Here is a 25,413-nt window from a genome sequence, read left to right on the forward strand (position 1 = left end):
ACGAATCGCAGCAAGAGCCACGCTGTACTCCCTGTGGCCTTGTACCCTCGCCACCGGTTCCCGATAATAGCGGCCTTTTAGCCTCGGCTCATGCAGAGCGCACAGGAACCCCGCGATGACCGAACTCGCTCTGATCATGGTTAGCGCCATTCTGGTCAATAATTTTGTGCTGGTGCAGTTCCTTGGCCTTTGCCCCTTCATGGGCGTATCAAAGAAGATCGAAACGGCCATCGGCCTGTCCCTGGCGACCACCTTCGTGCTGACGCTCGCAGCGATGTGCAGCTACATCGTTCAGCAATACATTTTGAAGCCTCTGGACCTGGAGTTCCTTCGCACCATCAGTTTCATTCTGGTCATTGCCGTAGTGGTGCAGTTCACCGAAATGGTGGTGAACAAGACCAGTCCGTTGCTGTACCGCGTGCTGGGAATCTTTCTGCCGCTGATCACGACCAACTGCATCGTGCTCGGCGTCGCGCTGCTGAACGCCAACAAGTCCGAATTCACCTTCATTACCGCAACAGCCAATGGCTTTGCGGCCGGACTGGGCTTCTCCCTCGTCCTGGTCCTGTTTGCCGCGATGCGAGAGCGGATCGCCATTGCCGATGTCCCCCGCTCGTTCCAGGGTGCAGCCATCGGCATGGTCACGGCCGGTTTGATATCGCTGGCGTTCATGGGCTTCAGCGGGTTGATCAAGCTATGAGTCTGGTCGTGATTGCCGTACTCGCATTGCTTGCATTGTGTCTGCTGTGCGGCGCAATCCTAGGTTTCGCGGCGGTACGTTTTCGCGTGGAAGGCGACCCCATCGCCGAGCAGATCAATGCGCTGCTGCCACAGACTCAGTGCGGCCAATGCGGCTATCCGGGCTGCAAGCCCTACGCCGAGGCAATTGCCGGCGGCGACAAGATCAACAAGTGCCCGCCCGGCGGCGAGTCGACCATCCAGGCCTTGGCTGATCTACTGGACGTCGAGCCCGAGCCTCTGGATGCGGTCGAAGGCGAAGTCCCGCCCCGTGTCGCCTACATTCGCGAAGCGGAGTGCATAGGCTGCACGAAGTGCATCCAGGCCTGCCCGGTCGATGCCATCGTCGGGGCCGCCAAGCAAATGCACACCGTCATCGTTTCCGAGTGCACGGGCTGTGATCTTTGCGTGGAGCCCTGCCCCGTCGACTGCATCGACATGATCGAAGTCGGCAGCAACCTGCAGAGCTGGAAATGGGACCAGCCGCTGATGCCAGGCCAGTTGATTGCCAGTGACAAGGAGCAGGCGGCATGACTTCGATGAACGTCTGGGACATCCATGGCGGGATTCATCCGCCCGAGCGCAAGGATCTCTCCAACCGCACGCCTATCCAGCAGTTCCCTTTGCCCGCCAGGCTTGTGGTCCCGCTCGCTCAGCATCTGGGTACGCCGGCCGAACCCTGTGTCGTTCTGGGCGAGCGCGTGCTCAAAGGGCAGAAGATCGCAGAAGCCAGTGGTTTCGTCAGCGCGCCGGTCCATGCGCCCACTTCCGGGACCATCGGCTTCATCGGGCCTCAGCCTTACCCCCATGTGTCGGGCATGCTCAGCAATGCCATTGTCATCGACAGCGATGGCCAGGACGAGTGGACAGAGCTGCAGCCACCGGCAGACTACAGGTCCATGCAACCCAGTGATCTGCTGGAGCTTATCCGTCAGGCCGGGATCAGCGGCCTCGGTGGTGCCGGCTTTCCCACTGCAGTCAAACTGACCGCCCCACCCACTCGCAAGATCCGTGCGCTCATCATCAACGGCACCGAGTGCGAGCCCTACATCACGGCCGATGACCTGCTGATGCGGGAGAAAGCGGCGGAAGTCATCGCAGGTATCGAGATACTGGCGCACCTGATCAAGCCAGACCAGGTGCTGATAGGCATCGAAGACAACAAGCCCGAAGCGGTAGAAGCCTTGCGCGCAGCTGTTGGCGAGCGCAATTTCGAGATCAAGGTGTTTCCGACCAAGTATCCATCTGGCGGCGAGAAGCAGCTGATACAGATACTGACCGGCGAAGAGGTGCCCAGCGGCGGCTTGCCTGCAGACATCGGCATGCTCTGCCAAAACGTCGGCACCTGCGTGGCCATTCATGATGCTGTGCTGCTGGGCAAACCGCTCATCTCGCGCATCACCACGCTAACGGGTGAAGCGCTGGGCCAGCCCATGAACGTCGAGGCGCTGATCGGCACGCCCGTAACGGATCTGCTGAGCTATGCCGGCCTCGACAAAGACCGCTTGAACCGGCTGATCATGGGCGGGCCGATGATGGGGTTCACCCTGCCGTCGATGGACGTCCCTCTGATCAAGACAACCAACTGCCTTCTCGCCAGCACCCTTGCAGAACTCCCCCCTCCACCCCCGGCGCTACCCTGCATCCGCTGCGGTGAATGTGCGGAGGCCTGCCCGGCCAGTCTGCTGCCGCAACAGCTTCACTTCTTCGCGCTTGGCCAGGAGCATGAGCAGCTCAAGGCTTACAACCTGTTCGACTGCATCGAATGCGGCGCCTGCGCCTATGTCTGCCCGTCGAGCATTCCGCTAGTGCAGTACTACCGGGCGGCAAAAGGCGAAATCCGAGGGCTGGAGCAAAAACAGCAGAAGGCCGAGCATTCGAAACAGCGATTCGAATTGCGTCAGGAGCGTTTGCGCCGCGCCGAAGAACAGAAGGAAGCCGATCGCAAGGCACGCGCCGAGCGTGCTGCTCGCGCCAAGGCGGCTCAGACCGAGACCAGTTCACCCACGAGCCAGGACGACCCATTAGCGCGGGTACAGGCAAACAAAGTCGTGCTTTCCGATGAGCAGAAAAAGCTCAAGATCGAGGCGAGCATGGCGCAGGTTGCTCTGAAGAAGGCCGAAAAGCAGCTCGCAGCCCACGCGACGCCGGAACTCGAAGCACAGGTCGCCCAACTCCGCGAGGCGGCGGCTCTGGCCCAGAAGGCACTCGATGAGGCGACGGCAGCATCAGCTCCTGCCCAAGCGGCGCCCGCTGTCGCAACCGACGAGGCAGCCAAGAAAGCCAAGATCGAAGCTGCCATGTTGCGCGCACAGATCCGCAAGCTGGAAAAGCTCGAAAGCCTCGACGCCGAACAGCAGGCCGAGCTGAGCAAGCTGCAGACGCAACTGGCTGCTGCAGACGAGGCGCTGGCAGCTACAGCCAGTAGCGCACCCGCCGTCCCTCCGGCCAAACCGGCACATGACGAGGCGGCCAAGAAAGCCAAGATCGAAGCTGCCATGTTGCGCGCACAGATCCGCAAGCTGGAAAAGGTCGAAAGCCTCGACGCCGAACAGCAGGCCGAGCTGAGCAAGCTGCAGACGCAGCTGGCTGCCGCAGACGAGGCGCTGGCGGCTACAGCCAGTAGCGCACCCGCCGCCACTCCACCCAAACCGGCGCATGACGAGGCAGCCAAGAAAGCCAAGATCGAAGCCGCCATGTTGCGCGCACAGATCCGCAAGCTGGAAAAGGTCGAAAGCCTCGACGCCGAACAGCAGGCCGAGCTGAGCAAGCTTCAGACGCAGCTGGCTTCAGCAGACGAGGCGCTGGCAGCTACAACCAATAGCGCACCCGCCGCCACTCCAGCCAAACCGGCACATGATGAAGCAGCTAAAAAAGCCAAGATCGAAGCCGCCATGTTGCGTGCACAGATCCGCAAGCTGGAAAAACTGGAAGCGCGCGACTCAGAACAGGATAAGGAACTGAGCCAGTTGCACGCGCAGCTGGCAGAAGCTGAAAAAGCGCTCGAAACGCCGACCGCCTCTGCGCCAGCTCCTGCAATCAAAACGCCTGGAGAAGTAGCGCTCAAGAAAGCAAAGATTGAACTGGCGATGAAACGAGCAGAGCTGAAGAAGGCCGAAAAGGCCGGTGCCGAAGACGCTGAACTGAGCAGGCTCCGGGATGGCCTGGCCACCGCCGAGCAGGCGCTGCACGATGCCGAGGCAAACTCCGGAAAACCCGTGCCCGAACTAATCCGTAGTGAAAAACGGCCCGTAGACGAACGGACTCGTACGGTGAAGACCGACCTCGCCTTCGCCCGAGCCGACCTTCGCAAGCTGGAGCGCGATGAAGCCAGCGATCCAGCAGCCTTGTCGGCTGCTCAGCTGCGTCTGACAGAGGCCGAGCACAAATTGCAGGCACACACCGATTCTTTGGGAGCGGACACGCCACAGGCGTAACCATTCCCAGGGCGACCAGTCATGGCGCCCTACACAGCGTTCAACCGGAGAGCCAATGGCCCTGCCCCGTATTACTTCACCCCACACCAAGGGCAACAACCGTACTCAGCGAGTGATGCTGCTGGTGCTGGCGGCCACACTGCCCGGCGTGATCGTACTCACCTGGCTCTACGGCGTCGGTACGCTGATCAATCTGGCCTGGGCAAGCGCCGTCGCGCTCGGTTGCGAAGCGCTCGTCCTCAAGCTCAGGCATCGCCCGGTTCCGTTCTTTCTACGCGACGGCAGCGCGCTGGTTACGGCCGTATTGCTGGCACTGGCGCTCCCTCCCTACTCGCCGTGGTGGCTAACCCTGATCGCTACCGGGAGCGCCATCGTCTTCGGCAAACAGCTCTACGGCGGACTGGGGCAGAATCCGTTCAACCCCGCGATGATCGGCTATGTCGTAGTGCTGGTTTCCTTCCCCGTCGAAATGACCACCTGGCCGGTTCCGCACGGCGTCGGGTTGAGTGCAGGGCTGCAGCACATTCTTGGTATCGCCCCGCTTGCCGATGGCTGGGCACAGGCGACCGCGCTTGATGTACTGAAGGTCAACAAGAGCCTGACCATCGATGAGCTCTGGGCAAACCCGGCATTTGGTCACTTTGGTGGCATCGGCTCGGAAGTCGTCAACCTCGCATTCCTCGCGGGCGGTCTCTTTCTCCTGCACAAACGCTTGTTCACCTGGCATGCCCCAGTCGGGATGCTCGTTGCATTGACGATCATGAGCCTGCTGTTCTGGAACGGCTCAGGTTCCGATAGCCATGGCTCCCCGCTGTTCCATCTGCTCAGCGGCGCAACCATGCTCGGTGCGTTCTTCATCGTCACGGACCCGGTGAGCAGCGCAACGAGCAATCAGGGGCGGCTGATCTTCGGCGCAGGCGTCGGCATCCTCGTCTACATCATTCGCGCCTGGGGCGGCTATCCGGACGCTTTGGCGTTCGCCGTACTGCTGATGAACCTGGCGGCGCCGACCATCGACTACTACACCCGCCCGCGCACTTATGGCCATCGCAAGGCCGAGCGCGGCTTCAAGCTGGGCGAATGACATGATGCTTCCCGAAATCAGCCGCTCGATGTTCAAGAACAGCCTGGTGCTAGGGCTGTTCGCTGTTGTGACAGTGGGTGCTGTGACCCTGCTTCAGCAATTCACGGCCGAACGCATAGAAGCGTCCGAACGCGCTGCACAGTTGCGTGCCTTGAATGAAATTCTGCCGAGCGGCAGCTACGACAATCAGCTGCTCGATAACAGTATCGACGTGCAGGATCCGCTTCTTGGGGCAAGGCAGCCATTACCCGCCTACATCGCTCTCAAGGAGGGCCGCCCCGTGGCAGTGATCCTGCAGGCGGTTGCGCCAGACGGCTACAGCGGCGCGATACATCTGCTGATCGGCGTGCTCGCGGACGGCCGGATCGCCGGCGTGCGCGTCGTGGCTCACCGTGAAACCCCGGGCCTGGGTGACAAGATCGAGCTGAGCAAAAGCCCTTGGATACGCTCGTTTGAAAGTCGGTCGCTGAATAACCCCGACGCTTCCGGTTGGGCTGTCAAAAAGGATCGCGGCGAGTTCGATCAATTCGCTGGTGCGACCATCACACCGCGTGCCGTGGTGGGTGCTGTGCACCGGGCATTGCAGTATTTCGATGCACACAAGCAGGAGCTGCTGACCGCTACCACTGCGCCGATGACGGCCGATCAGGCGCTGGAAAGCGAGGTCGTACCGGACGAGGTGACCACTCATTCGCGCGCCGGCGCCGCCGCGACCCGTGACGACCTGCAAGCCGACGATCCTCAGCCCGAGCCAGAAGGCCAACCTCAATGAGCAATCCCAGTTACCGCGAACTGAGCATCGACGGCCTGTGGAAGAATAACCCGGCCCTGGTCCAACTGCTGGGCCTCTGCCCGCTGCTAGGCGTCAGCAACTCGGCAGTCAACGCGCTGGGTCTCGGGCTCGCGACGGCATTGGTGCTGGTGTGCTCGAACATAGGTGTGTCGCTGGTGCGGAGCGTGGTCAACACAGCGGTGCGCCTGCCCGCCTTCGTGATGATCATCGCAGCGCTGACAACCTGCATCGAATTGCTCATGCAGGCCTATACGTACGAGCTGTATCAGATCCTCGGTATTTTCATTCCACTGATCACCACTAACTGCGTGATTCTAGGCCGAGCTGACGGCTTCGCTGCCAAGCACAATCCCCTCATAGCGGCCTACGACGGACTGGTAATGGGACTGGGGTTCGCGGTGGTGCTCGTTGTGCTGGGAGGTGTGCGTGAGCTACTGGGAACCGGTGCCCTGTTTGCCAACATGCACTTACTGTTCGGGCCGATTGCCGCCGATTGGCAAATCACGCTGTTCACCGACTACAAGGGCTTCCTATTGGCGATCCTGCCGCCAGGCGCCTTCATCGTGCTGGGTCTGTTGATTGCACTGAAGAATCGTATCGACCACCAACTGGCCGAGCGCGCCAAGGCCAGGCAGCCAGAAGCACCCGTGCAGAGTCGTCGCGTCCGTGTAACCGGCGTGATTGAATGAGGTCGGTTGGAACGCCATCATGAATGCTGCAAAACGCCTGGAAATCTTTCGTCGCTTCCATGAGGACAACCCCGAGCCTAAAACCGAGCTGGCCTACAGCACGCCTTTTGAGCTGCTGATCGCCGTGATCCTGTCCGCTCAGGCCACGGATGTCGGAGTCAACAAGGCCACCGCCAGACTCTACCCGGTTGCCAACACTCCGGAAGCCATCTACGCACTTGGTTATGACGGCCTGTGCAGCTACATCAAGACCATCGGCCTGTATCCCAGCAAAGCCAAGAACGTATTGGAGACCTGTCGAATCCTGATGGAAAAGCACGGCAGCGAGGTCCCGGACAACCGAGAAGACCTCGAAGCCTTGCCTGGAGTAGGTCGCAAAACAGCCAATGTCGTCCTGAACACGGCATTCCGCCAGTTCACCATGGCGGTCGACACGCATATTTTCCGCGTCGCCAACCGCACCAATATCGCGCCGGGCAAGAATGTCCTCGAGGTTGAACGAAGGCTGGTCAAGTTCGTTCCCAAGGACTATCTGCTGGATGCGCATCACTGGCTTATCCTGCATGGCCGCTATGTCTGCAAGGCTCGCAGACCTCAATGTGGAAGCTGCCGCATCGAGGATCTCTGCGAGTACAAGCACAAGACTTCCGACGATTGAGCCTCTACACGCAAAAGCTATCGCACGATTGAAAAAATCTTTTTTACGGCTACCACATTTGTCGCTATAAGGTGCGCCAACAGCGCGCCTATGCCGTGGAGTACTACAAGTGTCCGAAAAAGAAGATATTCAGATCGAAGACGACTTTGTCGCTGAAGACGAAGACGATGCCGCTGAAGCTCCGGTTGAAGTTGCCAAGACCAACCTCACCAAACGCCGCATCATCGACAACCTGCTCGAAGAGCGTCGTTTGCAGAAGCAGCTCAACGAGTTCGACTTCGATCTTTGAAATGTAAAAAGCCCCGTTGATAGGGGCTTTTTTGTAGCTTTCGAATGCTGTCAGTCTCGACGCGACGGAGACAGCAGCTCGACCTTGTAACCATCCGGATCTTCGATGAAGGCCAGGATGCTGGTGCCGTGCTTCATCTGCCCCGGCTCCCGGGTGATCTTGCCGCCGCGGCCACGGATGTCTTCGCACGCCTTGTAGACGTCCTCGACTTCCAGTGCGATGTGGCCGTAGCCATCGCCCAGGTCGTACTTCTCTACACCCCAGTTATGGGTCAATTCCAACACGCTGTTATGTGCTTCGTCGCCGTAGCCGACGAAGGCCAGAGTGAACTTGCCCTCCGGGTAGTCCTTGCGGCGTAGCAGGGTCATGCCCAGCACTTCTGTGTAAAAGGCGATGGATCGGTCCATATCGCCGACTCGCAGCATGGTATGCAGCAGTCTCATGGTGTGGCTCTCCTCATTCATAGCAAGGCAGAAAGCATAACCCCGGCTCATGGCCGGGGTTATGTCAGAGCCGTGTCCCGTTCCGTTAGAACTGGGTCCGGCCCTTGTTCGCGGCAATACGCATGCGCAGCGCGTTGAGCTTGATGAAGCCGCCAGCGTCGGCTTGATCGTAGGCGCCCGCGTCGTCCTCGAAGGTTGCGATGTTGGCATCGAACAGCGAGTCGTCCGACTTGCGGCCAGTGACGATGACGTTGCCTTTATAGAGTTTCAGACGAACCACACCGTTCACATTGATCTGCGAGGCATCGATCATCTGCTGCAGCATGCTGCGCTCCGGGCTCCACCAGTACCCGTTGTAGATCAGGCTGGCGTACTTGGGCATCAGTTCGTCTTTCAGGTGTGCCACTTCGCGGTCCAGGGTAATCGACTCGATCGCGCGATGCCCCTTGAGCATGATGGTGCCGCCGGGCGTCTCGTAGCAGCCACGTGACTTCATGCCGACGTAGCGGTTCTCGACGATATCCAGACGACCAATACCATTCTCGCCGCCAACCTTGTTCAGGTGGGTCAGCACTTCGGCCGGGCTCATTTCCTTGCCGTCGATAGCGACGATATCGCCCTTGCGATACGTCAACTCGATGTAGGTCGGCGTGTCCGGCGCATTTTCCGGCGACTTGGTCCAGCGCCACATGTCTTCTTCGTGCTCGGTCCAGGTATCTTCCAGCACGCCGCCTTCATAGGAGATGTGCAGCAGATTGGCATCCATGGAGTACGGCGATTTCTTCTTGCCGTGGCGCTCGATCGGGATTGCATGCTTTTCGGCATAATCCATCAGCTTCTCGCGCGAGAGCAGATCCCACTCACGCCACGGCGCGATCACCTTGACGCCCGGCTTGAGGGCATAGGCGCCGAGTTCGAAACGAACCTGATCGTTGCCCTTGCCGGTGGCGCCGTGAGAGATGGCGTCAGCGCCGGTTTCGTTGGCAATCTCGATCAGACGCTTGGCGATCAGAGGGCGGGCAATGGAAGTACCCAACAGGTACTCGCCTTCGTAAACGGTGTTGGCGCGGAACATCGGGAAGACGAAATCGCGGACAAACTCTTCGCGCAGATCATCAATATAGATTTCCTTGACACCCATGGCCTGCGCCTTGGCTCGGGCTGGCTCGACTTCTTCGCCCTGACCGAGGTCAGCGGTAAAGGTCACCACTTCGCAGTTATAGGTGTCTTGCAGCCACTTAAGGATCACCGAGGTGTCCAGGCCACCGGAATACGCCAGGACTACCTTCTTTACGTCGGCCATTGCCATCCACTCCCGGGATTGTAGGAAAGCGGGGATTCTACTGGTCGCGACGTTTGTTTTACAGGGCCGTGAACGCCGCCCGGTATCAGGACGACGGAGCGCCGCCAGCAGTAGCGGCCGTGGTAGTCGCGGGGCCGCGCTCCAGCTTAAGGGTCACCCGGCGGTTCTTTGCCCGATTCGCCTCGCTGTTGTTAGGCACCACCGGGTAGCGCTCACCATGAAAGCGCAGCGTGATCTGCTCTTTCGCAACGCCATTGGCAATCAGGTACTCCTCAACGGCCAGCGCCCGGCGTCTGGAGAGATCGCGGTTGGTCAGCCGGTTGCCGCTGTTGTCGGAATGACCATCGAGCTGGATGCGATTGACGCTAGGGTCAGCTTTGAGAAATTGCAAAATGATGTCGAGCTTGGCCTGTCCAAGTGCGTCGAGCGCAATATCGCCCGAGGGGAAGCCGACCTGTGACTGGCGAACCTGATCGAAATTAACTGGCAGCAGCTTGGCCGTGCAGGTCCGGAACTCTTCATAGGCTTTGCCGAATCGCGCCGGCAGCAACCTCACCTCCAACGCCTCCCCGCCCTGCCGCGTGCGGTGACGCACCACCGGACTGCGCCCCTCGAGCAATCCGCTTAGCAAACGCCCAGCTTGCAGCTGTGAACTGTTGAGCGGGAAATCGTCTCCGCCAATTACCGAAACCATGCCCAAATCGATGTCGCCGCGCTCAGGCTGCCAGGGTGCCGCCGCCGCTAATAAGGTCGCCGAACCGTTGCCCATCCAGCGATCAGGCGACTGCAAACGAAAGGTCGCCTCTTCGCCAGCGCGCCGGACGAATTCGCCTGCGCCGAAACCGGCCACCGGTTGCGTCAACCGACACTCGAACTGGTCGCCTTCCACCTGCCATTGCGCGCGCTCCAGACGTGTCTGGAACGTAAGCGCGTTGGCCGGTGAGGCCAGCAGACAGACGATGGTTAGAAGACGCAAGCGCACGGCAGGCTCCACGGAGATCAACATTCAAACGGGGTATCGGTGCCGGCCAGCAAAACTTGAACCCAACCGCTGCGCTGGCCGTGCCCTTCCCGCAGGCATTTGTTATGGCCGGACCTCCCGCCTGCGGCGATTTTTTCACAGCTTTCCGGTAGCATTCCCGCACGTTTTGCCCGCCTGGAACTCTGCATGTCCGACCGACTGACCTTACTGCGCCCCGACGACTGGCACATCCACCTGCGCGACGGCGCAGCGTTGCCTCACACCGTGGCGGACGCCGCACGCCAGTTCGCGCGCGCAATCATCATGCCCAACCTGGTTCCTCCGGTACGCAACGCGGCCGAAGCGGACGCTTACCGCCAGCGGATTCTCGCCGCCAAACCGGCGAGGAGCGGGTTCGAGCCGTTGATGGTGCTCTACCTCACCGACGCCACGCAGCCGGACGACGTCCGAGCAGCGAAAGCAAGCGGCTATGTCCATGCCGCCAAGCTCTACCCGGCCGGCGCGACCACCAACTCGGCATCAGGCGTGACCCGCATCGACAACATCTTTGCGGTGCTGGAAACCATGGCCGAAGTCGGCCTGCCGCTGCTGGTACATGGCGAAGTGACACGCGCAGAGATCGACATCTTCGATCGCGAGAAATATTTCATCGACGAACAGCTGAGCCGGGTGACCGAGCGCTTCCCGAGCCTCAGGGTCGTATTCGAACACATCACCACGCGCGATGCGGTGCAGTTCGTTGAAGGCGCCAGCAGTAACGTGGGCGCAACCATTACGGCTCATCACTTGCTCTATAACCGTAACCACATGCTGGTCGGCGGCATCCGCCCGCACTTCTTCTGCCTGCCAATCCTCAAGCGCAACGTCCATCAGGAATCACTACTCGACGCGGCAACCAGCGGCAACCCCAAGTTCTTTCTCGGCACCGACTCGGCACCGCACGCCCAGCATGCCAAGGAAAACGCCTGCGGTTGCGCAGGATGCTACACCGCGTTCGCCGCGATAGAGCTGTATGCCGAGGCATTCGAACAGCGCAACTCACTGGACCGCCTAGAAGCCTTCGCCAGCCACTTTGGCGCCGACTTCTACGGGCTGCCCCGCAATACCGAGACGATCACGCTTGTACGTGAACCCTGGAGCGTTCCGGCAAACCTGCCGTTTGGCGACCATAACGTGGTGCCATTGCGCGCCGGCGAAACCCTGCAATGGCGGCTGGAGACAAACGCATGAGTGACGAGCAGTTTGATGACGAGCTCGAAAGCAACAGCCCCGGCAAGCCGCGCTCGCCCATGGCGCGACGCTTCAGGGGATTTCTGCCAGTGGTCGTGGACGTCGAGTGCGGTGGCTTCAACTGCGCCACCGACGCTTTGCTGGAGATCGCTGCGGTAACCATCGGGATGGATGAGCAAGGCCTGCTATACCCACAGGAAACCCTGTTTTTCCGGGTCGAACCCTTCGCAGGTGCCAATATCGAGGCCGCTGCGCTCGAGTTCACTGGCATCAAGCTCGACCACCCGCTGCGCATGGCCGTCCCAGAATCCCAAGCGCTTAACGAAATCATCCGCAGTGTACGCAAGGCGGTAAAGTCAGCCGGATGCAAGCGTGCGATCCTGGTCGGCCACAACAGCAGCTTCGATCTGGGCTTTCTCAACGCGGCCATCGCGCGCTGCGACATCAAGCGCAACCCGTTCCACCCGTTCTCGAGCTTCGATACCGCCACCCTCGCCGGCCTCGCCTACGGCCAGACCGTGCTGGCCAAGGCCTGCCAGGCTGCAGACATCGATTTTGATGGCCGGGAAGCGCACTCAGCGCGCTATGACACCGAGAAAACCGCAGAGCTGTTCTGTGGCATCGTCAATCGGTGGAAGGAAATGGGCGGCTGGGAAGAGTTCGACGAATAAGCTCAGCAGAGAATCGGCGCCCGCACACCAAAGCCGTGGTCGACACGGTTTGCATTGCCTTCGATGGGGGGCTCAAGCCCACTCTATGATAAGGGCTTACAGAAACGAGAAAGGCCAGTCACTAGACTGGCCTTTTGGTATCCGCGCTCGTCTAAAGTGGCTTTCCGCGATTGCCGTGCTCGCTGACAAAGGCCTGCATCGCCTTGAGGTCATTGTTCAGAACGGTGCAGCGCTCGGGGCGTTCGAACAGGTCAGCCAGGTGTGCCGGCAGCTCAAGCGCTTTGCCAACGCCGGCTTTTTCAACCGCTTCCGGAAACTTGACCGGATGTGCGGTAGCCAGCGTCACCATCGGTGTCGCCAGGCTACGACGGCATTCACGCGCGGCGTAGACGCCAATTGCGGTATGCGGGTCCAGCAGCTCGCCGGTGGACTCGAACACCTCAGCGATAGTTCGGCAGGTCTGCTCGTCATCCACGGCCAGTGAGTCGAACAGCTTGCGGGCCTCGGTCCAACGCTCTTCCTCTACCGACAACTTGCCGCTGGCCTTGAAGGCACTCATCAGCTCGGCGACTGCAGCGCCATTACGGCCATGCAGGTCGAACAGCAGCCGTTCGAAGTTGGACGACACCATGATGTCCATCGACGGTGAAAGCGAGGGATGCAACGTGTCCTTGTCGTAACGGTTGCCGCTCATGAATCGATGCAGGATGTCGTTGCGGTTGGTGGCCACGACCAGCTGACTGATCGGCAGCCCCATATTGCGCGCCAGGTAGCCGGCGAAGATGTCGCCAAAGTTGCCTGTGGGCACCGAGAACGCCACCGAACGAGACGGCCCACCAAGCTGCAATGCCGCATGGAAGTAATACACGATCTGGGCCATGATCCGCGCCCAGTTGATCGAGTTAACCGCTACCAGGCGAGTCCCTTTGAGGAAGCCCTGATCGGCGAAGCTGTCCTTGACCATCTCTTGGCAGTCATCGAAGTTACCCTCGATGGCGATGTTATGAATATTCTCGCCAGCAATTGTCGTCATTTGCCGACGCTGCACCTCCGATACCCGGTTGTGCGGATGGAGGATGAAGATATCGACGTTGTCACAGCGACGGCAGCCTTCGATCGCTGCCGATCCGGTGTCTCCGGAGGTCGCACCGATGATCACGACCCGCTCGCCGCGCTTGGCCAGTACGTAATCAAGCAGACGACCCAGCAACTGCAGCGCGAAATCCTTGAATGCCAGGGTCGGGCCATGGAACAGCTCAAGTACCCATTCATTGCTGTCGAGCTGGCGTAGCGGCGCCACAGCACTATGGGCAAAAACCCCGTAGGTCTCCTGCAGGATCTGCTTGAAATCCGCATCTGGAATACTGCCGGTCACGAAAGGCCGCATTACCTTGAACGCCAGCTCGTGGTACGGAAGACCCGCCCAGGATGCGATCTCCTCGACGGTGAACCGCGGCAGATTTTCCGGCACATACAGACCGCCGTCGCTGGCCAGCCCGGCGAGCAGCACGTCTTCGAAATTCAGGGCGGGCGCCTGGCCACGGGTACTGATGTAGCGCATTTTTCAAACCTACGTTGGAAGCGGACTACAGGCCGCCTGAGCGGCCCGGCGTTGCTGATTAATTCAGTTGCTCGACACGGATTCGCACTACGCTGCCAACCACATCGTCCAGGGCCTCGAGCGCAGCGATGGCGTCGTTGATCCGCTGCTCAACCACGCGGTGCGTGACGAGGATAACCGGCACCAGTCCGTCCTGGACCTCGGCTTCCTTCTGCATGATGGACTCGATGTTGATGCCACGCTCGGACAGGATGGTCGCCACTTGAGCCAGAACGCCCGGATGATCCTTGGCCTGAATGCGAAGATAGTAAGCACTTTCGCAAGACTCGATCGCCAGGATCGGATGAGCAGAAAGCGAGTCCGGCTGGAACGCCAGGTGCGGGACACGGTTGTTCGGATCGGTGGTCAGCGCGCGAGCCACATCGACCAGATCCGCAACGACCGCCGATGCTGTCGGCTCCGTACCAGCACCTGCCCCGTAGTAGAGCGTCGAGCCGACTGCATCACCATTGACCATGACAGCGTTCATGACGCCGTTGACGTTGGCGATCAGCCGGTCCGCAGGAATGAGCGTTGGATGCACGCGAAGCTCGATGCCCGAAGCGGTACTGCGAGCGACACCCAGGTGTTTGATGCGATAGCCCAGCGCCTCGGCATAGTTGACGTCAGCAGTTGTCAGGCGTGAGATACCCTCGGTATAGGCCTTTTCGAACTGCAGCGGTACGCCAAAGGCAATCGACGCAAGGATGGTCAGCTTATGGGCGGCATCAATGCCCTCGACGTCGAAGGTCGGATCCGCTTCAGCGTAACCCAGCTCCTGAGCCTCCTGGAGGACGTCTTCGAAGGTGCGCCCTTTCTCCCGCATCTCGGTGAGGATGAAGTTGCCAGTGCCATTGATGATGCCGGCTAGCCAGTTGATCTGGTTGCCTGCAAGCCCTTCGCGAATTGCCTTGATGATCGGGATGCCGCCTGCGACTGACGCCTCAAACGCGACGATGACGCCCTTCTCACGCGCCTTTGCAAAAATCTCGTTACCGTGGACCGCGATCAGCGCTTTGTTCGCCGTGACCACATGCTTGCCGTTCTCGATGGCCTTGAGCACCAGTTCACGCGCCAGCGTGTAGCCGCCGATCAGCTCGACAACGATATCGATCTCAGGGTTGTTCGCCACCTCGAAAATATCGGCGGTAATGGGTGTGTCACCGGTGTTGCACTTGGGGTTTGCATGGCGAGCCGCAATCTGCGCGACTTCGATTCCGCGCCCCGCACGGCGCGCGATTTCCGCGGCGTTGCGCTCGAGCACATTGAAGGTTCCGCCACCGACGGTTCCCAACCCACAGATGCCCACTTTCACCGGTTTCAAGTTGCGCTCCCCATTGCCAGCGAACGGCCCTGCACAGCGGCCGAACAAAAGAGTCGCACATTACGAAGCGCACGAGATTTAGTCAAATCCGTGGCAGCGGTGGGCATCGCTATTCAGGCTTGCTCTGCAACCCCAGACGGTGATGCCACTGGCTGAGGGATTCATCCGGATAATCGTCGAAGCAGCGATCATCCGGCCCGATCTGCGGCTCCACCCAGGACGCCTTCGAAGCGAGCATCAGATGGGTGCACTCAGGAGGTGAAGGTAAGTCGCTATCTATTGCGGACGCCAGTGGATGTACTAGATCAGGCCAGTTCGGATCCCATAACCAGAGGGCGCTACCGCAGAGTTTGCAAAAGTGGCGCTGGCCATCACTCACGCTGCTTGCGCCCGTCTCGGCGTCAACCATGCGCGCCCGATAGACACTCAGATTCTCCCGCCCTTCGACGGCCAATGTTCGATTGTCGCCGCCCAGATTGATTGCATAGCCGCCCGCGCCCGCCGTCTTGCGACAGATTGAGCAGTAGCAACGCATGAACGGATATGGCTCGGCCGATTCGAGAGAAAAACGAACGGCCTTGCAGTGACAGGAACCTTCAAGCTTCATCTATTCGCCTCCTCGGTATGCCTTCAGGCTTTGAACACGAGATGCGTAACAGTTCACTCGAAGGCGAAAGAGCAGTGCCTTACATGACCGGGGACACTGCCCGCTGCGACTACTGCGCCTTCAGCGCGAGCTCAGCCAGTTGCGGGGCGGGCTGGTAGCCGGGAATGATTTGCCCGTCAGCAAGAATGATGGCCGGCGTCCCCTGAACGCCAATCAGCTGACCCAATTCGTACTGTTTGGCGACAGGGTTTTCACAACTGGCGGCCGGCACGTCTTCACGCGCCTTGGCCTTGTTCATTGCAGCCTGACGATCGTCGGCGCACCAGACGCTGGTCAGCGTGTTGGCACCATGACTTCCCATGCCCTGGCGCGGAAAGGCCATATAACGGACTTCGACACCCAATCGATTGAGCTCGGCGACTTCACTGTGCAGCTTCTGGCAATAGCCGCAGTCGGTGTCGGTGAACACGGTGATATGGGTCTTTGGATTCTTGGGGGCAAAAACCACCATCTCGCTGGCAGGAATCGCCTCGATGGTCTTTTCGACGGAGCGGTTCTGTGCCTGTTCGGTCAGATTGGCAGCCTGACCATCCTTGAACTGGAACATGTAACCCTGAATGACAAATTGACCGTCAGCGCTGGCGTAGAGCTGCCGCCCTCCTTTGAGCTGCACCTGATACACACCATCCATCGGGCTTTCGGCGATCGACTCGATGGGCATGTCGGGCTGAATGGCCTTCAGTGAGTCACGGATGGCCTTGTCAGCATCAGCAGCCAGGGCGAAGGTGCTGGCAAGACCGAGTGTCACGGCAGCAAATAAACGAATCACGCGCATGGAGTCTCCTGGCGACTTCGATCGGGGGAAGGCCGGCAGATTAACATAGCCCCAACCATCGAGCCCGTACCTCCATTCGCCCGGCAGTTGACTTTGTGGCCTACCGCGCACCTCCTGCAGCCTGGGTCAACCGCGCGGGTGATGTTGTGCATGCAGTGCCTGCAAACGCGCACGTGCAACGTGCGTGTAGATCTGCGTTGTCGAAAGATCACTATGCCCAAGCAGCATCTGGACAGTTCTAAGGTCGGCACCGTGGTTGAGCAGGTGCGTGGCGAACGCATGCCGCAGGGTGTGCGGAGAAATAGAAGTTGAAATACCGGCCTGCAGGGCATGCAACTTGATTCGATGCCAGAAGGTCTGGCGAGTCATCAGGTCACCACGCCGACTGGGAAACACCACATCACTGGGCTTGCCCGCAAGAAGCGCAGCGCGCGCATCAAGCATGTAACGCGTCACCCAATGCAGCGCCTCTTCACCAAGCGGTACCAGCCGTTCTTTGTTGCCCTTACCGAAAGTGCGCAATACGCCCTGGCGAGGATTGATCTGCTCCAGGCTGAGGCTGATCAGCTCCGTCACGCGAAGCCCGGTTGCATAAAGTACCTCCAGCATCGCCCGATCACGCATACCAAGCGGATCGCCGATATCTGGAGCACCCAACAGCGCTTCGACGTCTGCCTCCGACAGCGCTTTGGGCAAGGGCCGCCCGAGCTTAGGCAGCTCGACGCGCAGCGTCGGATCGACCGAAATCAAACCGTCACGCAGAAGAAACCGATAAAAACCACGAAGCCCCGAAAGCAATCGGGCGGTGGAACGCGCCTTGTAATTGCTGGATAGCCGCCAGGCGAGGTGGTCGAGGATCATCTCGCGCCCCGCCCCGATCAAACGAACGCCGCGCTCGTCGAGCCAGCCATTGAATAAGGCCAGGTCACTGCGATACGCGTCTCGGGTATTATCCGAAAGCCCCTTCTCGAGCCAAAGGGCGTCTAAAAACTGGTCGATCAGCGGATCATCAAGAGCAGGCATTGGCGGGCGCCACAAGAATTGAGCATTAGTGTTCCACAGCCAATAGCTGCCTCGCCAGATCAGTCATCGACGTTCGGAAGCACAGGGACCGGTCGATTATCCTCGCCAACGGCCACGAAGCTGAATGTACCTTTGATAGCCAGCTCGCGACCATCGCTGTACATGTTCTCGACGAACACTCCCACGTCAATCTTCAAGCTCGTGTTGCCTACTTTAACCACTCGACCAATCAGCTCGACAATGGAGCCGGCTGGAATCGGATGATTGAAGTCGATGCGATCGGAAGAAACCGTTGTCGGCAAAAACGGGTTGCGGTGATGAAAGAGACCTCATCCAGCCACGCAAGGGCGGTTCCCCCAAACAGGGTGTTGTGATGGTTGGTAGTCGGAGGAAAAACTGCCTTCGTGACGTGAGTAACGGACAGCTCGGTGCGTCGAAGGATTTCACTTTCTCTTGGAGTCATACCACTTCTCGGGTTTGTGGCCACCGTCGCGCTGCGATTCTTGTAGTTCTTGTCACCCCGCCATCTGGGCAGCACTGGATAAAGTTGAAATCAATGAACTCCAGAAACAAAAAAGCAGCCGGGAGGCTGCTTCTTTGTCTGCGAAAAGCGCCTTCTCAGGAAAGCTTTTCCTTGATACGTGCCGCTTTGCCGGACAGCGCGCGAAGGTAGTACAGCTTGGCCTTGCGAACATCACCACGGCGCTTGACGCTGAGGCTGTCAACCATCGGGCTGTAGTACTGGAAGGTACGCTCGACGCCAACGCCATTGGAAATCTTGCGAACAGTGAAAGCGCTGTTCAGGCCGCGGTTACGCTTGCCGATAACTACGCCTTCGAAGGCCTGCAGACGCTCACGCTCGCCTTCCTTTACTTTGACCTGAACAACTACCGTGTCGCCGGGGGCGAACGGGGGCAGTTCTTTGGTCATCTGCTCTGCTTCGAGCGCCTGGATAATCTTGTTGGTCATGCTGTGCTCCTAAGACACGCCTTCATGGCGTGCCATCGATACGTTAACTATCGTCCCGCTGACGGATGTATTCCTTCAGCAGCTTTTGTTCTTCCCCAGAAAGCGAGCGGCTATCCAGAAGATCAGCGCGGCGTTCCCAGGTCCTTCCGAGGGACTGCTGCAAGCGCCAGCGCCGGATGTGCTCATGGTTGCCGCTAAGCAGCACCTCAGGAACACGTTTGTCCGCATACACTTCCGGTCGTGTGTAATGCGGGCAGTCGAGCAGGCCGTCGGTAAACGAATCCTCCTCAGCGGAATCAGCATGACCCAACGCCCCGGGGAGCAAGCGGGTCACCGCATCGATCAGCACCATGGCTGGCAATTCACCGCCAGACAGCACGTAGTCGCCAATCGACCATTCCTCATCGACATGCGCTTCTATGAAGCGCTCATCAATACCTTCGTAGCGACCAGCAATCAGAATGAGCGCCTCATCCTTAGCTAGGTCGCGAACATCAGCCTGCTTAAGCTGACGCCCTTGAGGCGATAGGTAGATCACCTTCGCGCCCTCGCCAGCGGCCTGCTTGGCATCCGCCAGCGCAAGCTCGAGTGGCTTTATCTTCATCACCATACCCGGGCCGCCACCGAAAGGCCGATCATCCACCGTCTGGTGCCGATCCTCGGTGTAGCTCCTGGGATTCCAGCATCGCAGCTGAAGCAGCCCCTGCTTGACCGCGCGACTGGTGATACCGAAGTCACGGATAGCCGAAAACATCTCCGGAAACAGGCTGATCACCTCGACACGAAAACCGGACATGTCGCTCAGAAGTCCGCGTCCCATTCGACGTGCATCTCGCCTGCACCCAGATCGACCTTCAGTACACAGGGGTCGGTATAGGGCAGCAAACGCTCACGATCATCCAGGCTGCCGTCAAAAGGCTTGACCACCAGAACATCGTTGGCACCGGTTTCAAGCAGATGATCCACCCGCCCGAGCAACTGCCCAAGCTGGTTGATAACGGTCAGGCCCTGAAGCTGGAACCAGTAATAGTCTTCGCCGGACAAGTCGGGAAGTTCGCTACGAGGGATGCATATCTCGAAGTCGGCGTAGGTTCGCGCCTCCTCACGATCAGCAAGTCCGTTGAGCGTTGCCACCAGTATTTTCCCCTGGAGGCGCCCCTTGACCAGCTCAACCTGCTTGACTTCATCGCCTCGCCTAAGCGTCCAGCGTTTATAGCCCAGCAAGTTGTCGATCGGATCAGTGAAGGAATAGACCTTCACGTCACCACGCACGCCATGCACCGATACGATCTTGCCGATGACGATCAGGTCTTCGACCGGGGCTGACGTTGCGTTCATGTATTTAGGCAGCAGCCTTGGATGCTTCCTTCAGCAGCTGAGCAACACGCTCAGACGGCTGTGCGCCCTGGCTCAACCAATAAGTGGCACGCTCCTGGTTTACAGAGAGCTTCACTTCCGCACCCGAAGCGATCGGGTTGAAGAAACCGATACGCTCAACGAAGCGACCATCGCGCGGGTTGCGGCTGTTGGTCACGGTCAGGTGGTAGAAAGGGCGCTTCTTGGAGCCGCCACGGGCGAGACGAATAGTTACCATGTGAACATCGTTCCTGTAGTCGGTACAGCAAATCTGGAATGCAGGGCCCAAGGCCCGAAAGGCCGCATATTCTAAGGATTATCCGGACTTTTGCAAATGGCTTTTTCAAAATGAACCGCAGGCCCAGGCAAGAGGCCCGCTACGCCTCGGCCGCGAGCCGCAGGGTGCGCCGCGGCGAAGCCTGAATCTAGAACTTGGGCATCCCACCGCCGCCCGGGAACATACCGCCCATACCACGCATCATCTTGGCCATGCCGCCTTTGCCGCTGACCTTCTTCATCATCTTCTGCATCTGCTTGTGTTGCTTGATCAGCCGTCCGATATCCTGCACCTGGGTGCCTGAGCCCATGGCGATGCGACGCTTGCGCGACCCACTGATGATGTCCGGGTTACGACGCTCGATCGGCGTCATCGAGTTTATGATGGCCTCCATCTGCTTGAACTGCTTTTCTGCCGCCCCTTGGGCGTTGCCCATCTGCGACAGGTTCACGCCGCCGATAGACGGCAGCTTGTCCATCAGGCCACCGAGCCCACCCATGTTCTTCATCTGCTGGAGCTGGTCGCGGAAGTCCTCGAGATCGAAGCCCTTTCCTTTCTTGAGTTTCTTCGTGAGTTTCTCGGCCTTCTCACGATCCAGGGTCTGCTCGGCCTGCTCGATGAGGCTGAGCACATCACCCATGCCCAGAATCCGCGAAGCGATACGATCCGGGTGAAAGGGTTCGAGCGCATCGCTTTTCTCACCCATGCCGAGGAACTTGATCGGCTTGCCGGTAATATGGCGCACCGAAAGCGCAGCACCACCGCGCGCATCACCGTCCACCTTGGTGAGGACCACACCGGTCAGCGGCAGCGCTTCGCCGAACGCCTTGGCGGTATTCGCCGCATCCTGACCGGTCATGGCGTCGACGACGAACAGCGTCTCGGCCGGATTGATTGCTGCGTGAACCGCCTGGATCTCAGCCATCATCTCGGCATCGATAGCCAGACGGCCCGCGGTATCGACCAGCACCACGTCGATGTATTTGAGTTTGGCTTCGCGAATGGCCGCCTGCGCGATCTCGACCGGCTTCTGGCTGGCATCAGACGGGAAGAAGGTGACCCCGACCTCTGCGGCCAGTGTCTCTAGCTGCTTGATGGCCGCTGGACGGTAGATATCGGCCGACACGACCAATACCGACTTCTTCTTACGCTCCTTGAGGAAACGGGCCAGCTTGCCGACCGTAGTTGTCTTGCCCGCCCCCTGCAAACCCGCCATCAGGACTACGGCAGGCGGTACCACCCCCAGCGAGAGATCTTCGTTGGCCGCACCCATGAGTTCTTCGAGCTCGGCCCGGACAATCTTCACGAAAGCCTGCCCCGGCGTCAGGCTTTTGGAAACCTCCGTACCGACAGCCCTGTCCTTGACCTTTGCGACGAACTCCTTGACCACAGGCAGCGCGACGTCCGCTTCGAGCAGTGCCATACGCACTTCCCGCAAAGTGTCCTTGATGTTGTCCTCGGTCAGCTTGGCCTTGCCGGTAACATGGCGAAGCGTTTGCGAGAGGCGGTCGGTTAGGTTTTCAAACATGTGCCATTTCCACGCTGGGTGTGGTTAAGGGGACGGATTATAGAAGCTGCGACCCCTGAGCCGGTACCCCACAACCACGCATTTCATCAATACCGCCAAACGGCATATTCACAAGCGGAGCTGGCGCAGCGCGGCAAGGCGCTTCTCGACCTGCGATGCCCTTAACAGACTGCGCGGTTCACACACTTTTGTGCATCCTGTCTTTGTGCCACACTCAACGCCTTTCGAGCCTGCTAACAGACCTATGCACCCTCTGCTCCCGAGCTTAGCTGCCGCTTGCCTTTACGCCGGCGTCACCGGATATCAAGGCCTGCGCCTGGCGCAACGCACCGTCCCGGACAAACGTCTGCTTCTGGCCCTTGGCGCCCTGGCTCTCATTGCGCACGGGGTGAGCCTGTTCATCCAGCTGCTGTCGCCAAATGGCCTGCACCTTGATTTCTTCACCGCCTCGAGCCTGATCGCAGCTGCTGTGATCCTGCTGATTCTGCTGGCACTTCACCGCATGCCGGTCGAGAACCTGCTGTTGCTGCTATTTCCGCTGGGCTGCCTGACGGTGCTATTCGCGCAGTTCGCGCCATCGGGCACCGCGCCGGCCATCAGCGAGGAGCCGGGCATTCTTGCTCACATCCTGTTTTCAATCCTTGCGTACGGCATGCTCACGATTGCGGTGTTCCAGTCCCTGCTTCTGCTGCTGCAGGATCACCACCTCAAGCACAAGCACCCATCCGGACTCATCAAGAACTTTCCACCGCTCCAAACGATGGAGAGCCTGCTTTTCGGCTTTCTGCTGGCTGGCTGGCTACTGCTCTCGGCGTCGCTGATTTCGGGCTGGCTGTTCCTCGACAACCTCTTAGCTCAGCATCTGGTGCATAAGACGCTGCTGTCGGTAACTGCCTGGGTCGTTTTTGGTTTGTTGCTGTGGGGCCGCCACAAACTCGGCTGGCGAGGCTACAAGGCCATCCGCTGGACACTGGCAGGCTTCTGTCTGCTGATGCTGGCCTACTTCGGCAGCAAGCTAGTCCGCGAATTCATCCTGCATATCTAGGACCACCACGTGGAGAATCTACACCCCGGCTTTCTGGTCGGCATGCTGGTCTTCCTGTTGTTGTGTTCGGCTTTCTTTTCCAGCTCCGAAACCGGGATGCTCAGCCTTAATCGGTACCGCTTGAGGCACCAGGCCAAGGAAGGGCATCGCGGCGCAAAACGTGCCAGCGCGCTGCTCGAAAGACCGGACCGATTGCTCGGGACCATTCTGGTCGGCAACAACTTCGTCAACATCCTTGCGTCGGCGATAGCTACTGTCCTGGCCATAAAGCTGTGGGGCGAAGCCGGCATTGCGATCGCGACCATAGGCCTGACAATTGTCCTGCTCATCTTTGGTGAAATCACCCCCAAGACCCTCGCCGCTTTGCGGCCAGAGGCAGTTGCTTACCCTGTCAGCCTTCCACTGCTCCTGCTGCAGAAAGTGCTATATCCACTGGTGGCCCTGCTGAGCTGGATCAGCAATGGTCTGCTCAGGCTGCTTGGCGTCGACTTGTCCAACAAGGGCAACGACAGCCTCACCACCGAAGAGCTCCGTAGTGTTGTGCACGAGTCTGGAAGCGATATGCCGATGAAGCGGCAGAGCATGCTGCTTGGCATCCTGGATCTCGAACGGGTGACGGTCGACGACATCATGATTCCGCGCAACGAGGTTGCCGGCATCGATCTCGACGACGATCTTGAAACCATCGTGACCCAGTTGCGAACCACGCCACATACCCGCCTTCCTGTGTTTCGCAAGGACATCAACCAGATTGAAGGCATCGTGCACATGCGCCAGATTGCGCGCCTGCTCAGCCACGACCAGCTGACCCGGGAAAGCCTGCTGGACGCCTGCGACGAACCCTACTTCATCCCCGAAAACACCCCCTTATCTACGCAGCTGGTGAACTTTCAAAAGCAGAAAAGGCGCATCGGCATCGTTGTCGATGAATACGGCGACGTACTGGGGATCGTCACGCTGGAAGACATTCTTGAAGAGATCGTGGGCGAATTCAGCAATCAGGACGCGCTGCGCAGCCCTGACATACACCCGCAAGACGACGGCACGCTGGTGATCGACGGGGCTGCCTATCTGCGCGAAGTGAACCGCGCGCTGGGCTGGCAGCTTCCGTGCGATGGTCCGAAAACCATCAACGGCTTGATAACCGAAGCGCTTGAGCACATTCCGGATAGCGGCATCTGCTTACAGATCAATCAGTACCGGCTGGAAATCCTGCAAGCCGCTGACAACCGGGTCAAAAGCGTACGCGCCTGGGTAGTCGAGGACACCCAGGCAGCAGTTGACGCATCGTGATCAGCGTCACTGCCCTACGCGGGCGTTAGAGTTGAGTATCGATAGCCGAGGCTGCCCGTAACGCCTTGGCGCGCGCAGCTTCGATCGATTCGTCGCGAGCCAGCGCCACCCCCATGCGACGCTGCCCGCTAACGGCAGGCTTGCCGAACAGGCGCACGGCGGTATCAGGCTCAGCCATAGCGGCGGCCAGATTTCCGAAGCTCACCTGCTCTGATTCTCCTTCGACCAGCAACACCGCCGAGGCGGATGGCCCGAATTGCCGAATCGCAGGTATTGGCAGACCGAGGATTGCTCGGGCATGCAGGGCGAACTCGGAAAGATCCTGAGAGATAAGCGTGACCAGGCCGGTGTCATGCGGTCTTGGGGACACTTCACAGAACCACACCTTGTCACCTTTGACGAACAGCTCCACGCCAAAGATGCCGCGGCCACCCAATGCATCAGTGACCGCCAGCGCAATGCGCTCTGCTTCAGCCCTGGCGCCAGCCGTCATCGGCTGGGGCTGCCACGACTCTTGATAGTCGCCTTTTTCCTGGCGATGGCCGACTGGCTGGCAAAAGGTCGTTCCACCCGCGTGGCGCACCGTCAGCAGGGTGATCTCATAGTCGAAATCGATGAAGCCTTCAACGATCACACGCCCCTTCCCGGCCCTTCCGCCTGCCTGAGCGTAATCCCATGCCGACAGGACATCGTCCTCGCTCCGCAGAATCGACTGACCTTTGCCAGACGAGCTCATGACCGGCTTGATCAGGCATGGAAATCCAAGCACGCCAGTCGCCGCGCGACACTCTTCCAGGGAATCGGCAAAGCGATAAGGTGAGGTAGGCAACCCCAACTCTTCGGCCGCCAGGCGACGGATGCCCTCACGGTTCATGGTGAGCTGTGCCGCACGGGCGGTCGGGATTACCGTACAGCCTTCGCTCTCCAGTTCGACCAGAGTGGCGGTAGCGATCGCCTCGATCTCAGGCACGATGAAATGGGGCTTTTCCTGCTCGATGATCGCGCGCAACGCCGCGCCATCGAGCATATCAACGACATGATGCCGATGCGCAACCTGCATGGCCGGCGCATTGGCGTAGCGGTCCACCGCTATGACCTCCACGCCAAGGCGCTGAAGCTCGATTACCAGCTCCTTACCGAGCTCACCGGAACCGCAGAGCAGCACGCGGGTAGCGCTGGCGGACAGCGGCGTACCAATTCGGGGCATGACATTCCTCGATATGCAAAGTTTTGAATGTA

At 59.5% G+C, this 25,413-nt stretch carries 26 protein-coding genes and 1 pseudogene; 12 read left to right on the plus strand and 15 right to left on the minus strand.

What is annotated here, in order from left to right:
• Window positions 1-115 precede the first annotated feature (115 nt).
• From rsxA to NA619_RS10545, 8 genes are all read left to right on the plus strand, one after another.
• Window positions 116-700: an electron transport complex subunit RsxA gene (rsxA, locus tag NA619_RS10510; RefSeq protein ID WP_255961816.1), complete on the plus strand. Its 585-nt coding sequence runs from the start codon at window positions 116-118 to the stop codon at window positions 698-700.
• On the plus strand, window positions 697-1,272 hold the full coding sequence (rsxB, locus tag NA619_RS10515; protein ID WP_255961817.1) for an electron transport complex subunit RsxB: 576 nt from the start codon (window positions 697-699) through the stop codon (window positions 1,270-1,272). The genes rsxA and rsxB overlap by 4 nt, the downstream gene beginning before the upstream one ends.
• A complete protein-coding gene (rsxC, locus tag NA619_RS10520) occupies window positions 1,269-4,175 on the plus strand; it encodes an electron transport complex subunit RsxC (protein ID WP_255961818.1) in 2,907 nt (968 codons plus the stop codon). Before rsxB ends, rsxC begins: the two co-directional genes overlap by 4 nt.
• A 55-nt stretch (window positions 4,176-4,230) precedes the next feature.
• Window positions 4,231-5,259, plus strand: coding sequence for an RnfABCDGE type electron transport complex subunit D (locus tag NA619_RS10525; RefSeq protein ID WP_255961819.1), 1,029 nt, complete (start codon window positions 4,231-4,233; stop codon window positions 5,257-5,259).
• A gap of 1 nt (window position 5,260) precedes the next feature.
• Window positions 5,261-6,031, plus strand: a complete 771-nt coding sequence (rsxG, locus tag NA619_RS10530; RefSeq protein WP_255961820.1) for an electron transport complex subunit RsxG — start codon at window positions 5,261-5,263, stop codon at window positions 6,029-6,031.
• Window positions 6,028-6,741, plus strand: a complete 714-nt coding sequence (locus tag NA619_RS10535; protein WP_255961821.1) for an electron transport complex subunit E — start codon at window positions 6,028-6,030, stop codon at window positions 6,739-6,741. Before rsxG ends, NA619_RS10535 begins: the two co-directional genes overlap by 4 nt.
• A gap of 19 nt (window positions 6,742-6,760) precedes the next feature.
• Window positions 6,761-7,399: an endonuclease III gene (nth, locus tag NA619_RS10540; protein ID WP_255961822.1), complete on the plus strand. Its 639-nt coding sequence runs from the start codon at window positions 6,761-6,763 to the stop codon at window positions 7,397-7,399.
• A gap of 109 nt (window positions 7,400-7,508) precedes the next feature.
• Window positions 7,509-7,688: a PA3496 family putative envelope integrity protein gene (locus NA619_RS10545; RefSeq protein ID WP_122165466.1), complete on the plus strand. Its 180-nt coding sequence runs from the start codon at window positions 7,509-7,511 to the stop codon at window positions 7,686-7,688.
• A 50-nt stretch (window positions 7,689-7,738) separates the two neighbouring features.
• Here NA619_RS10545 and gloA read toward each other — a convergent pair whose 3' ends face one another.
• From gloA to NA619_RS10560, 3 genes are all read right to left on the minus strand, one after another.
• Window positions 7,739-8,131: a lactoylglutathione lyase gene (gloA, locus tag NA619_RS10550; RefSeq protein WP_255961823.1), complete on the minus strand. Its 393-nt coding sequence runs from the start codon at window positions 8,129-8,131 to the stop codon at window positions 7,739-7,741.
• A gap of 85 nt (window positions 8,132-8,216) precedes the next feature.
• On the minus strand, window positions 8,217-9,434 hold the full coding sequence (locus NA619_RS10555; protein WP_255961824.1) for an argininosuccinate synthase: 1,218 nt from the start codon (window positions 9,432-9,434) through the stop codon (window positions 8,217-8,219).
• 85 nt (window positions 9,435-9,519) lie between these two features.
• Window positions 9,520-10,416: a flagellar protein MotY gene (locus tag NA619_RS10560; RefSeq protein ID WP_255961825.1), complete on the minus strand. Its 897-nt coding sequence runs from the start codon at window positions 10,414-10,416 to the stop codon at window positions 9,520-9,522.
• 186 nt (window positions 10,417-10,602) lie between these two features.
• On the opposite strand from NA619_RS10560, the gene pyrC reads away from it, so the two are divergent.
• Together pyrC and rnt are read left to right on the plus strand one after the other, a co-directional pair.
• Window positions 10,603-11,646, plus strand: a complete 1,044-nt coding sequence (gene pyrC / locus NA619_RS10565) for a dihydroorotase (RefSeq protein ID WP_255961826.1) — start codon at window positions 10,603-10,605, stop codon at window positions 11,644-11,646.
• The gene (rnt, locus tag NA619_RS10570; RefSeq protein ID WP_255961827.1) at window positions 11,643-12,317 is read left to right on the plus strand and encodes a ribonuclease T; all 675 of its coding nucleotides are present in this window, start codon (window positions 11,643-11,645) and stop codon (window positions 12,315-12,317) included. Before pyrC ends, rnt begins: the two co-directional genes overlap by 4 nt.
• A 151-nt stretch (window positions 12,318-12,468) precedes the next feature.
• Here rnt and thrC read toward each other — a convergent pair whose 3' ends face one another.
• From thrC to ffh, 11 genes and pseudogenes are all read right to left on the minus strand, one after another.
• The gene (gene thrC, locus NA619_RS10575) at window positions 12,469-13,878 is read right to left on the minus strand and encodes a threonine synthase (protein WP_255961828.1); all 1,410 of its coding nucleotides are present in this window, start codon (window positions 13,876-13,878) and stop codon (window positions 12,469-12,471) included.
• 58 nt (window positions 13,879-13,936) lie between these two features.
• Window positions 13,937-15,241 (minus strand): homoserine dehydrogenase, encoded by a 1,305-nt coding sequence (locus tag NA619_RS10580; RefSeq protein ID WP_255961829.1) that lies wholly within the window; start codon window positions 15,239-15,241, stop codon window positions 13,937-13,939.
• A 109-nt stretch (window positions 15,242-15,350) separates the two neighbouring features.
• The gene (locus tag NA619_RS10585; protein ID WP_255961830.1) at window positions 15,351-15,848 is read right to left on the minus strand and encodes a GFA family protein; all 498 of its coding nucleotides are present in this window, start codon (window positions 15,846-15,848) and stop codon (window positions 15,351-15,353) included.
• Window positions 15,849-15,957: 109 nt separating this feature from the next.
• A complete protein-coding gene (locus NA619_RS10590) occupies window positions 15,958-16,683 on the minus strand; it encodes a thioredoxin fold domain-containing protein (RefSeq protein WP_255961831.1) in 726 nt (241 codons plus the stop codon).
• Between the two features lie 126 nt (window positions 16,684-16,809).
• Window positions 16,810-17,706, minus strand: a complete 897-nt coding sequence (gene xerD, locus NA619_RS10595; RefSeq protein ID WP_255961832.1) for a site-specific tyrosine recombinase XerD — start codon at window positions 17,704-17,706, stop codon at window positions 16,810-16,812.
• 59 nt (window positions 17,707-17,765) lie between these two features.
• Window positions 17,766-18,169: pseudogene (locus NA619_RS10600) on the minus strand (acyl-CoA thioesterase).
• 155 nt (window positions 18,170-18,324) lie between these two features.
• Window positions 18,325-18,675, minus strand: a complete 351-nt coding sequence (gene rplS / locus NA619_RS10605) for a 50S ribosomal protein L19 (RefSeq protein WP_021208319.1) — start codon at window positions 18,673-18,675, stop codon at window positions 18,325-18,327.
• A gap of 43 nt (window positions 18,676-18,718) precedes the next feature.
• Window positions 18,719-19,471, minus strand: coding sequence for a tRNA (guanosine(37)-N1)-methyltransferase TrmD (gene trmD, locus NA619_RS10610; protein WP_255962005.1), 753 nt, complete (start codon window positions 19,469-19,471; stop codon window positions 18,719-18,721).
• 5 nt (window positions 19,472-19,476) lie between these two features.
• Window positions 19,477-20,013, minus strand: coding sequence for a ribosome maturation factor RimM (rimM, locus tag NA619_RS10615; RefSeq protein WP_255961833.1), 537 nt, complete (start codon window positions 20,011-20,013; stop codon window positions 19,477-19,479).
• 4 nt (window positions 20,014-20,017) lie between these two features.
• Window positions 20,018-20,269 carry a 30S ribosomal protein S16 gene (rpsP, locus tag NA619_RS10620; protein ID WP_122165489.1) on the minus strand — a complete coding sequence of 84 codons (252 nt, stop codon included), beginning with the start codon at window positions 20,267-20,269 and terminating at the stop codon, window positions 20,018-20,020.
• Between the two features lie 187 nt (window positions 20,270-20,456).
• The gene (gene ffh / locus NA619_RS10625) at window positions 20,457-21,836 is read right to left on the minus strand and encodes a signal recognition particle protein (protein WP_255961834.1); all 1,380 of its coding nucleotides are present in this window, start codon (window positions 21,834-21,836) and stop codon (window positions 20,457-20,459) included.
• Between the two features lie 244 nt (window positions 21,837-22,080).
• Between ffh and NA619_RS10630 the strand changes: the two genes are divergently transcribed.
• Together NA619_RS10630 and NA619_RS10635 are read left to right on the plus strand one after the other, a co-directional pair.
• Entirely contained in the window at window positions 22,081-22,881 is an 801-nt protein-coding gene (locus NA619_RS10630) for a cytochrome C assembly family protein (RefSeq protein WP_255961835.1), read from the plus strand.
• 9 nt (window positions 22,882-22,890) lie between these two features.
• Window positions 22,891-24,174: an HlyC/CorC family transporter gene (locus tag NA619_RS10635; RefSeq protein ID WP_255961836.1), complete on the plus strand. Its 1,284-nt coding sequence runs from the start codon at window positions 22,891-22,893 to the stop codon at window positions 24,172-24,174.
• A gap of 25 nt (window positions 24,175-24,199) precedes the next feature.
• Here NA619_RS10635 and purT read toward each other — a convergent pair whose 3' ends face one another.
• Window positions 24,200-25,381, minus strand: coding sequence for a formate-dependent phosphoribosylglycinamide formyltransferase (gene purT / locus NA619_RS10640; RefSeq protein WP_255961837.1), 1,182 nt, complete (start codon window positions 25,379-25,381; stop codon window positions 24,200-24,202).
• Window positions 25,382-25,413: the final 32 nt, after the last annotated feature.

Origin of the sequence: Stutzerimonas stutzeri (genome assembly GCF_024448895.1) — a bacterium.
Lineage (GTDB): Bacteria > Pseudomonadota > Gammaproteobacteria > Pseudomonadales > Pseudomonadaceae > Stutzerimonas > Stutzerimonas stutzeri_Q.

What these genes read in the sequence shown, in the direction of transcription:
- rsxA (WP_255961816.1), top strand. Translation starts at nt 116, where the DNA reads ATGACCGAACTCGCTCTGATCATGGTTAGCGCCATTCTGGTCAATAAT.
- rsxB (WP_255961817.1), top strand. Translation starts at nt 697, where the DNA reads ATGAGTCTGGTCGTGATTGCCGTACTCGCATTGCTTGCATTGTGTCTG.
- rsxC (WP_255961818.1), top strand. Translation starts at nt 1,269, where the DNA reads ATGACTTCGATGAACGTCTGGGACATCCATGGCGGGATTCATCCGCCC.
- NA619_RS10525 (WP_255961819.1), top strand. Translation starts at nt 4,231, where the DNA reads ATGGCCCTGCCCCGTATTACTTCACCCCACACCAAGGGCAACAACCGT.
- rsxG (WP_255961820.1), top strand. Translation starts at nt 5,261, where the DNA reads ATGATGCTTCCCGAAATCAGCCGCTCGATGTTCAAGAACAGCCTGGTG.
- NA619_RS10535 (WP_255961821.1), top strand. Translation starts at nt 6,028, where the DNA reads ATGAGCAATCCCAGTTACCGCGAACTGAGCATCGACGGCCTGTGGAAG.
- nth (WP_255961822.1), top strand. Translation starts at nt 6,761, where the DNA reads ATGAATGCTGCAAAACGCCTGGAAATCTTTCGTCGCTTCCATGAGGAC.
- gloA (WP_255961823.1), bottom strand. Translation starts at nt 8,131, where the DNA reads ATGAGACTGCTGCATACCATGCTGCGAGTCGGCGATATGGACCGATCC.
- NA619_RS10555 (WP_255961824.1), bottom strand. Translation starts at nt 9,434, where the DNA reads ATGGCCGACGTAAAGAAGGTAGTCCTGGCGTATTCCGGTGGCCTGGAC.
- pyrC (WP_255961826.1), top strand. Translation starts at nt 10,603, where the DNA reads ATGTCCGACCGACTGACCTTACTGCGCCCCGACGACTGGCACATCCAC.
- rnt (WP_255961827.1), top strand. Translation starts at nt 11,643, where the DNA reads ATGAGTGACGAGCAGTTTGATGACGAGCTCGAAAGCAACAGCCCCGGC.
- thrC (WP_255961828.1), bottom strand. Translation starts at nt 13,878, where the DNA reads ATGCGCTACATCAGTACCCGTGGCCAGGCGCCCGCCCTGAATTTCGAA.
- NA619_RS10585 (WP_255961830.1), bottom strand. Translation starts at nt 15,848, where the DNA reads ATGAAGCTTGAAGGTTCCTGTCACTGCAAGGCCGTTCGTTTTTCTCTC.
- NA619_RS10590 (WP_255961831.1), bottom strand. Translation starts at nt 16,683, where the DNA reads ATGCGCGTGATTCGTTTATTTGCTGCCGTGACACTCGGTCTTGCCAGC.
- xerD (WP_255961832.1), bottom strand. Translation starts at nt 17,706, where the DNA reads ATGCCTGCTCTTGATGATCCGCTGATCGACCAGTTTTTAGACGCCCTT.
- rplS (WP_021208319.1), bottom strand. Translation starts at nt 18,675, where the DNA reads ATGACCAACAAGATTATCCAGGCGCTCGAAGCAGAGCAGATGACCAAA.
- trmD (WP_255962005.1), bottom strand. Translation starts at nt 19,471, where the DNA reads ATGTCCGGTTTTCGTGTCGAGGTGATCAGCCTGTTTCCGGAGATGTTT.
- rimM (WP_255961833.1), bottom strand. Translation starts at nt 20,013, where the DNA reads ATGAACGCAACGTCAGCCCCGGTCGAAGACCTGATCGTCATCGGCAAG.
- rpsP (WP_122165489.1), bottom strand. Translation starts at nt 20,269, where the DNA reads ATGGTAACTATTCGTCTCGCCCGTGGCGGCTCCAAGAAGCGCCCTTTC.
- ffh (WP_255961834.1), bottom strand. Translation starts at nt 21,836, where the DNA reads ATGTTTGAAAACCTAACCGACCGCCTCTCGCAAACGCTTCGCCATGTT.
- NA619_RS10630 (WP_255961835.1), top strand. Translation starts at nt 22,081, where the DNA reads ATGCACCCTCTGCTCCCGAGCTTAGCTGCCGCTTGCCTTTACGCCGGC.
- purT (WP_255961837.1), bottom strand. Translation starts at nt 25,381, where the DNA reads ATGCCCCGAATTGGTACGCCGCTGTCCGCCAGCGCTACCCGCGTGCTG.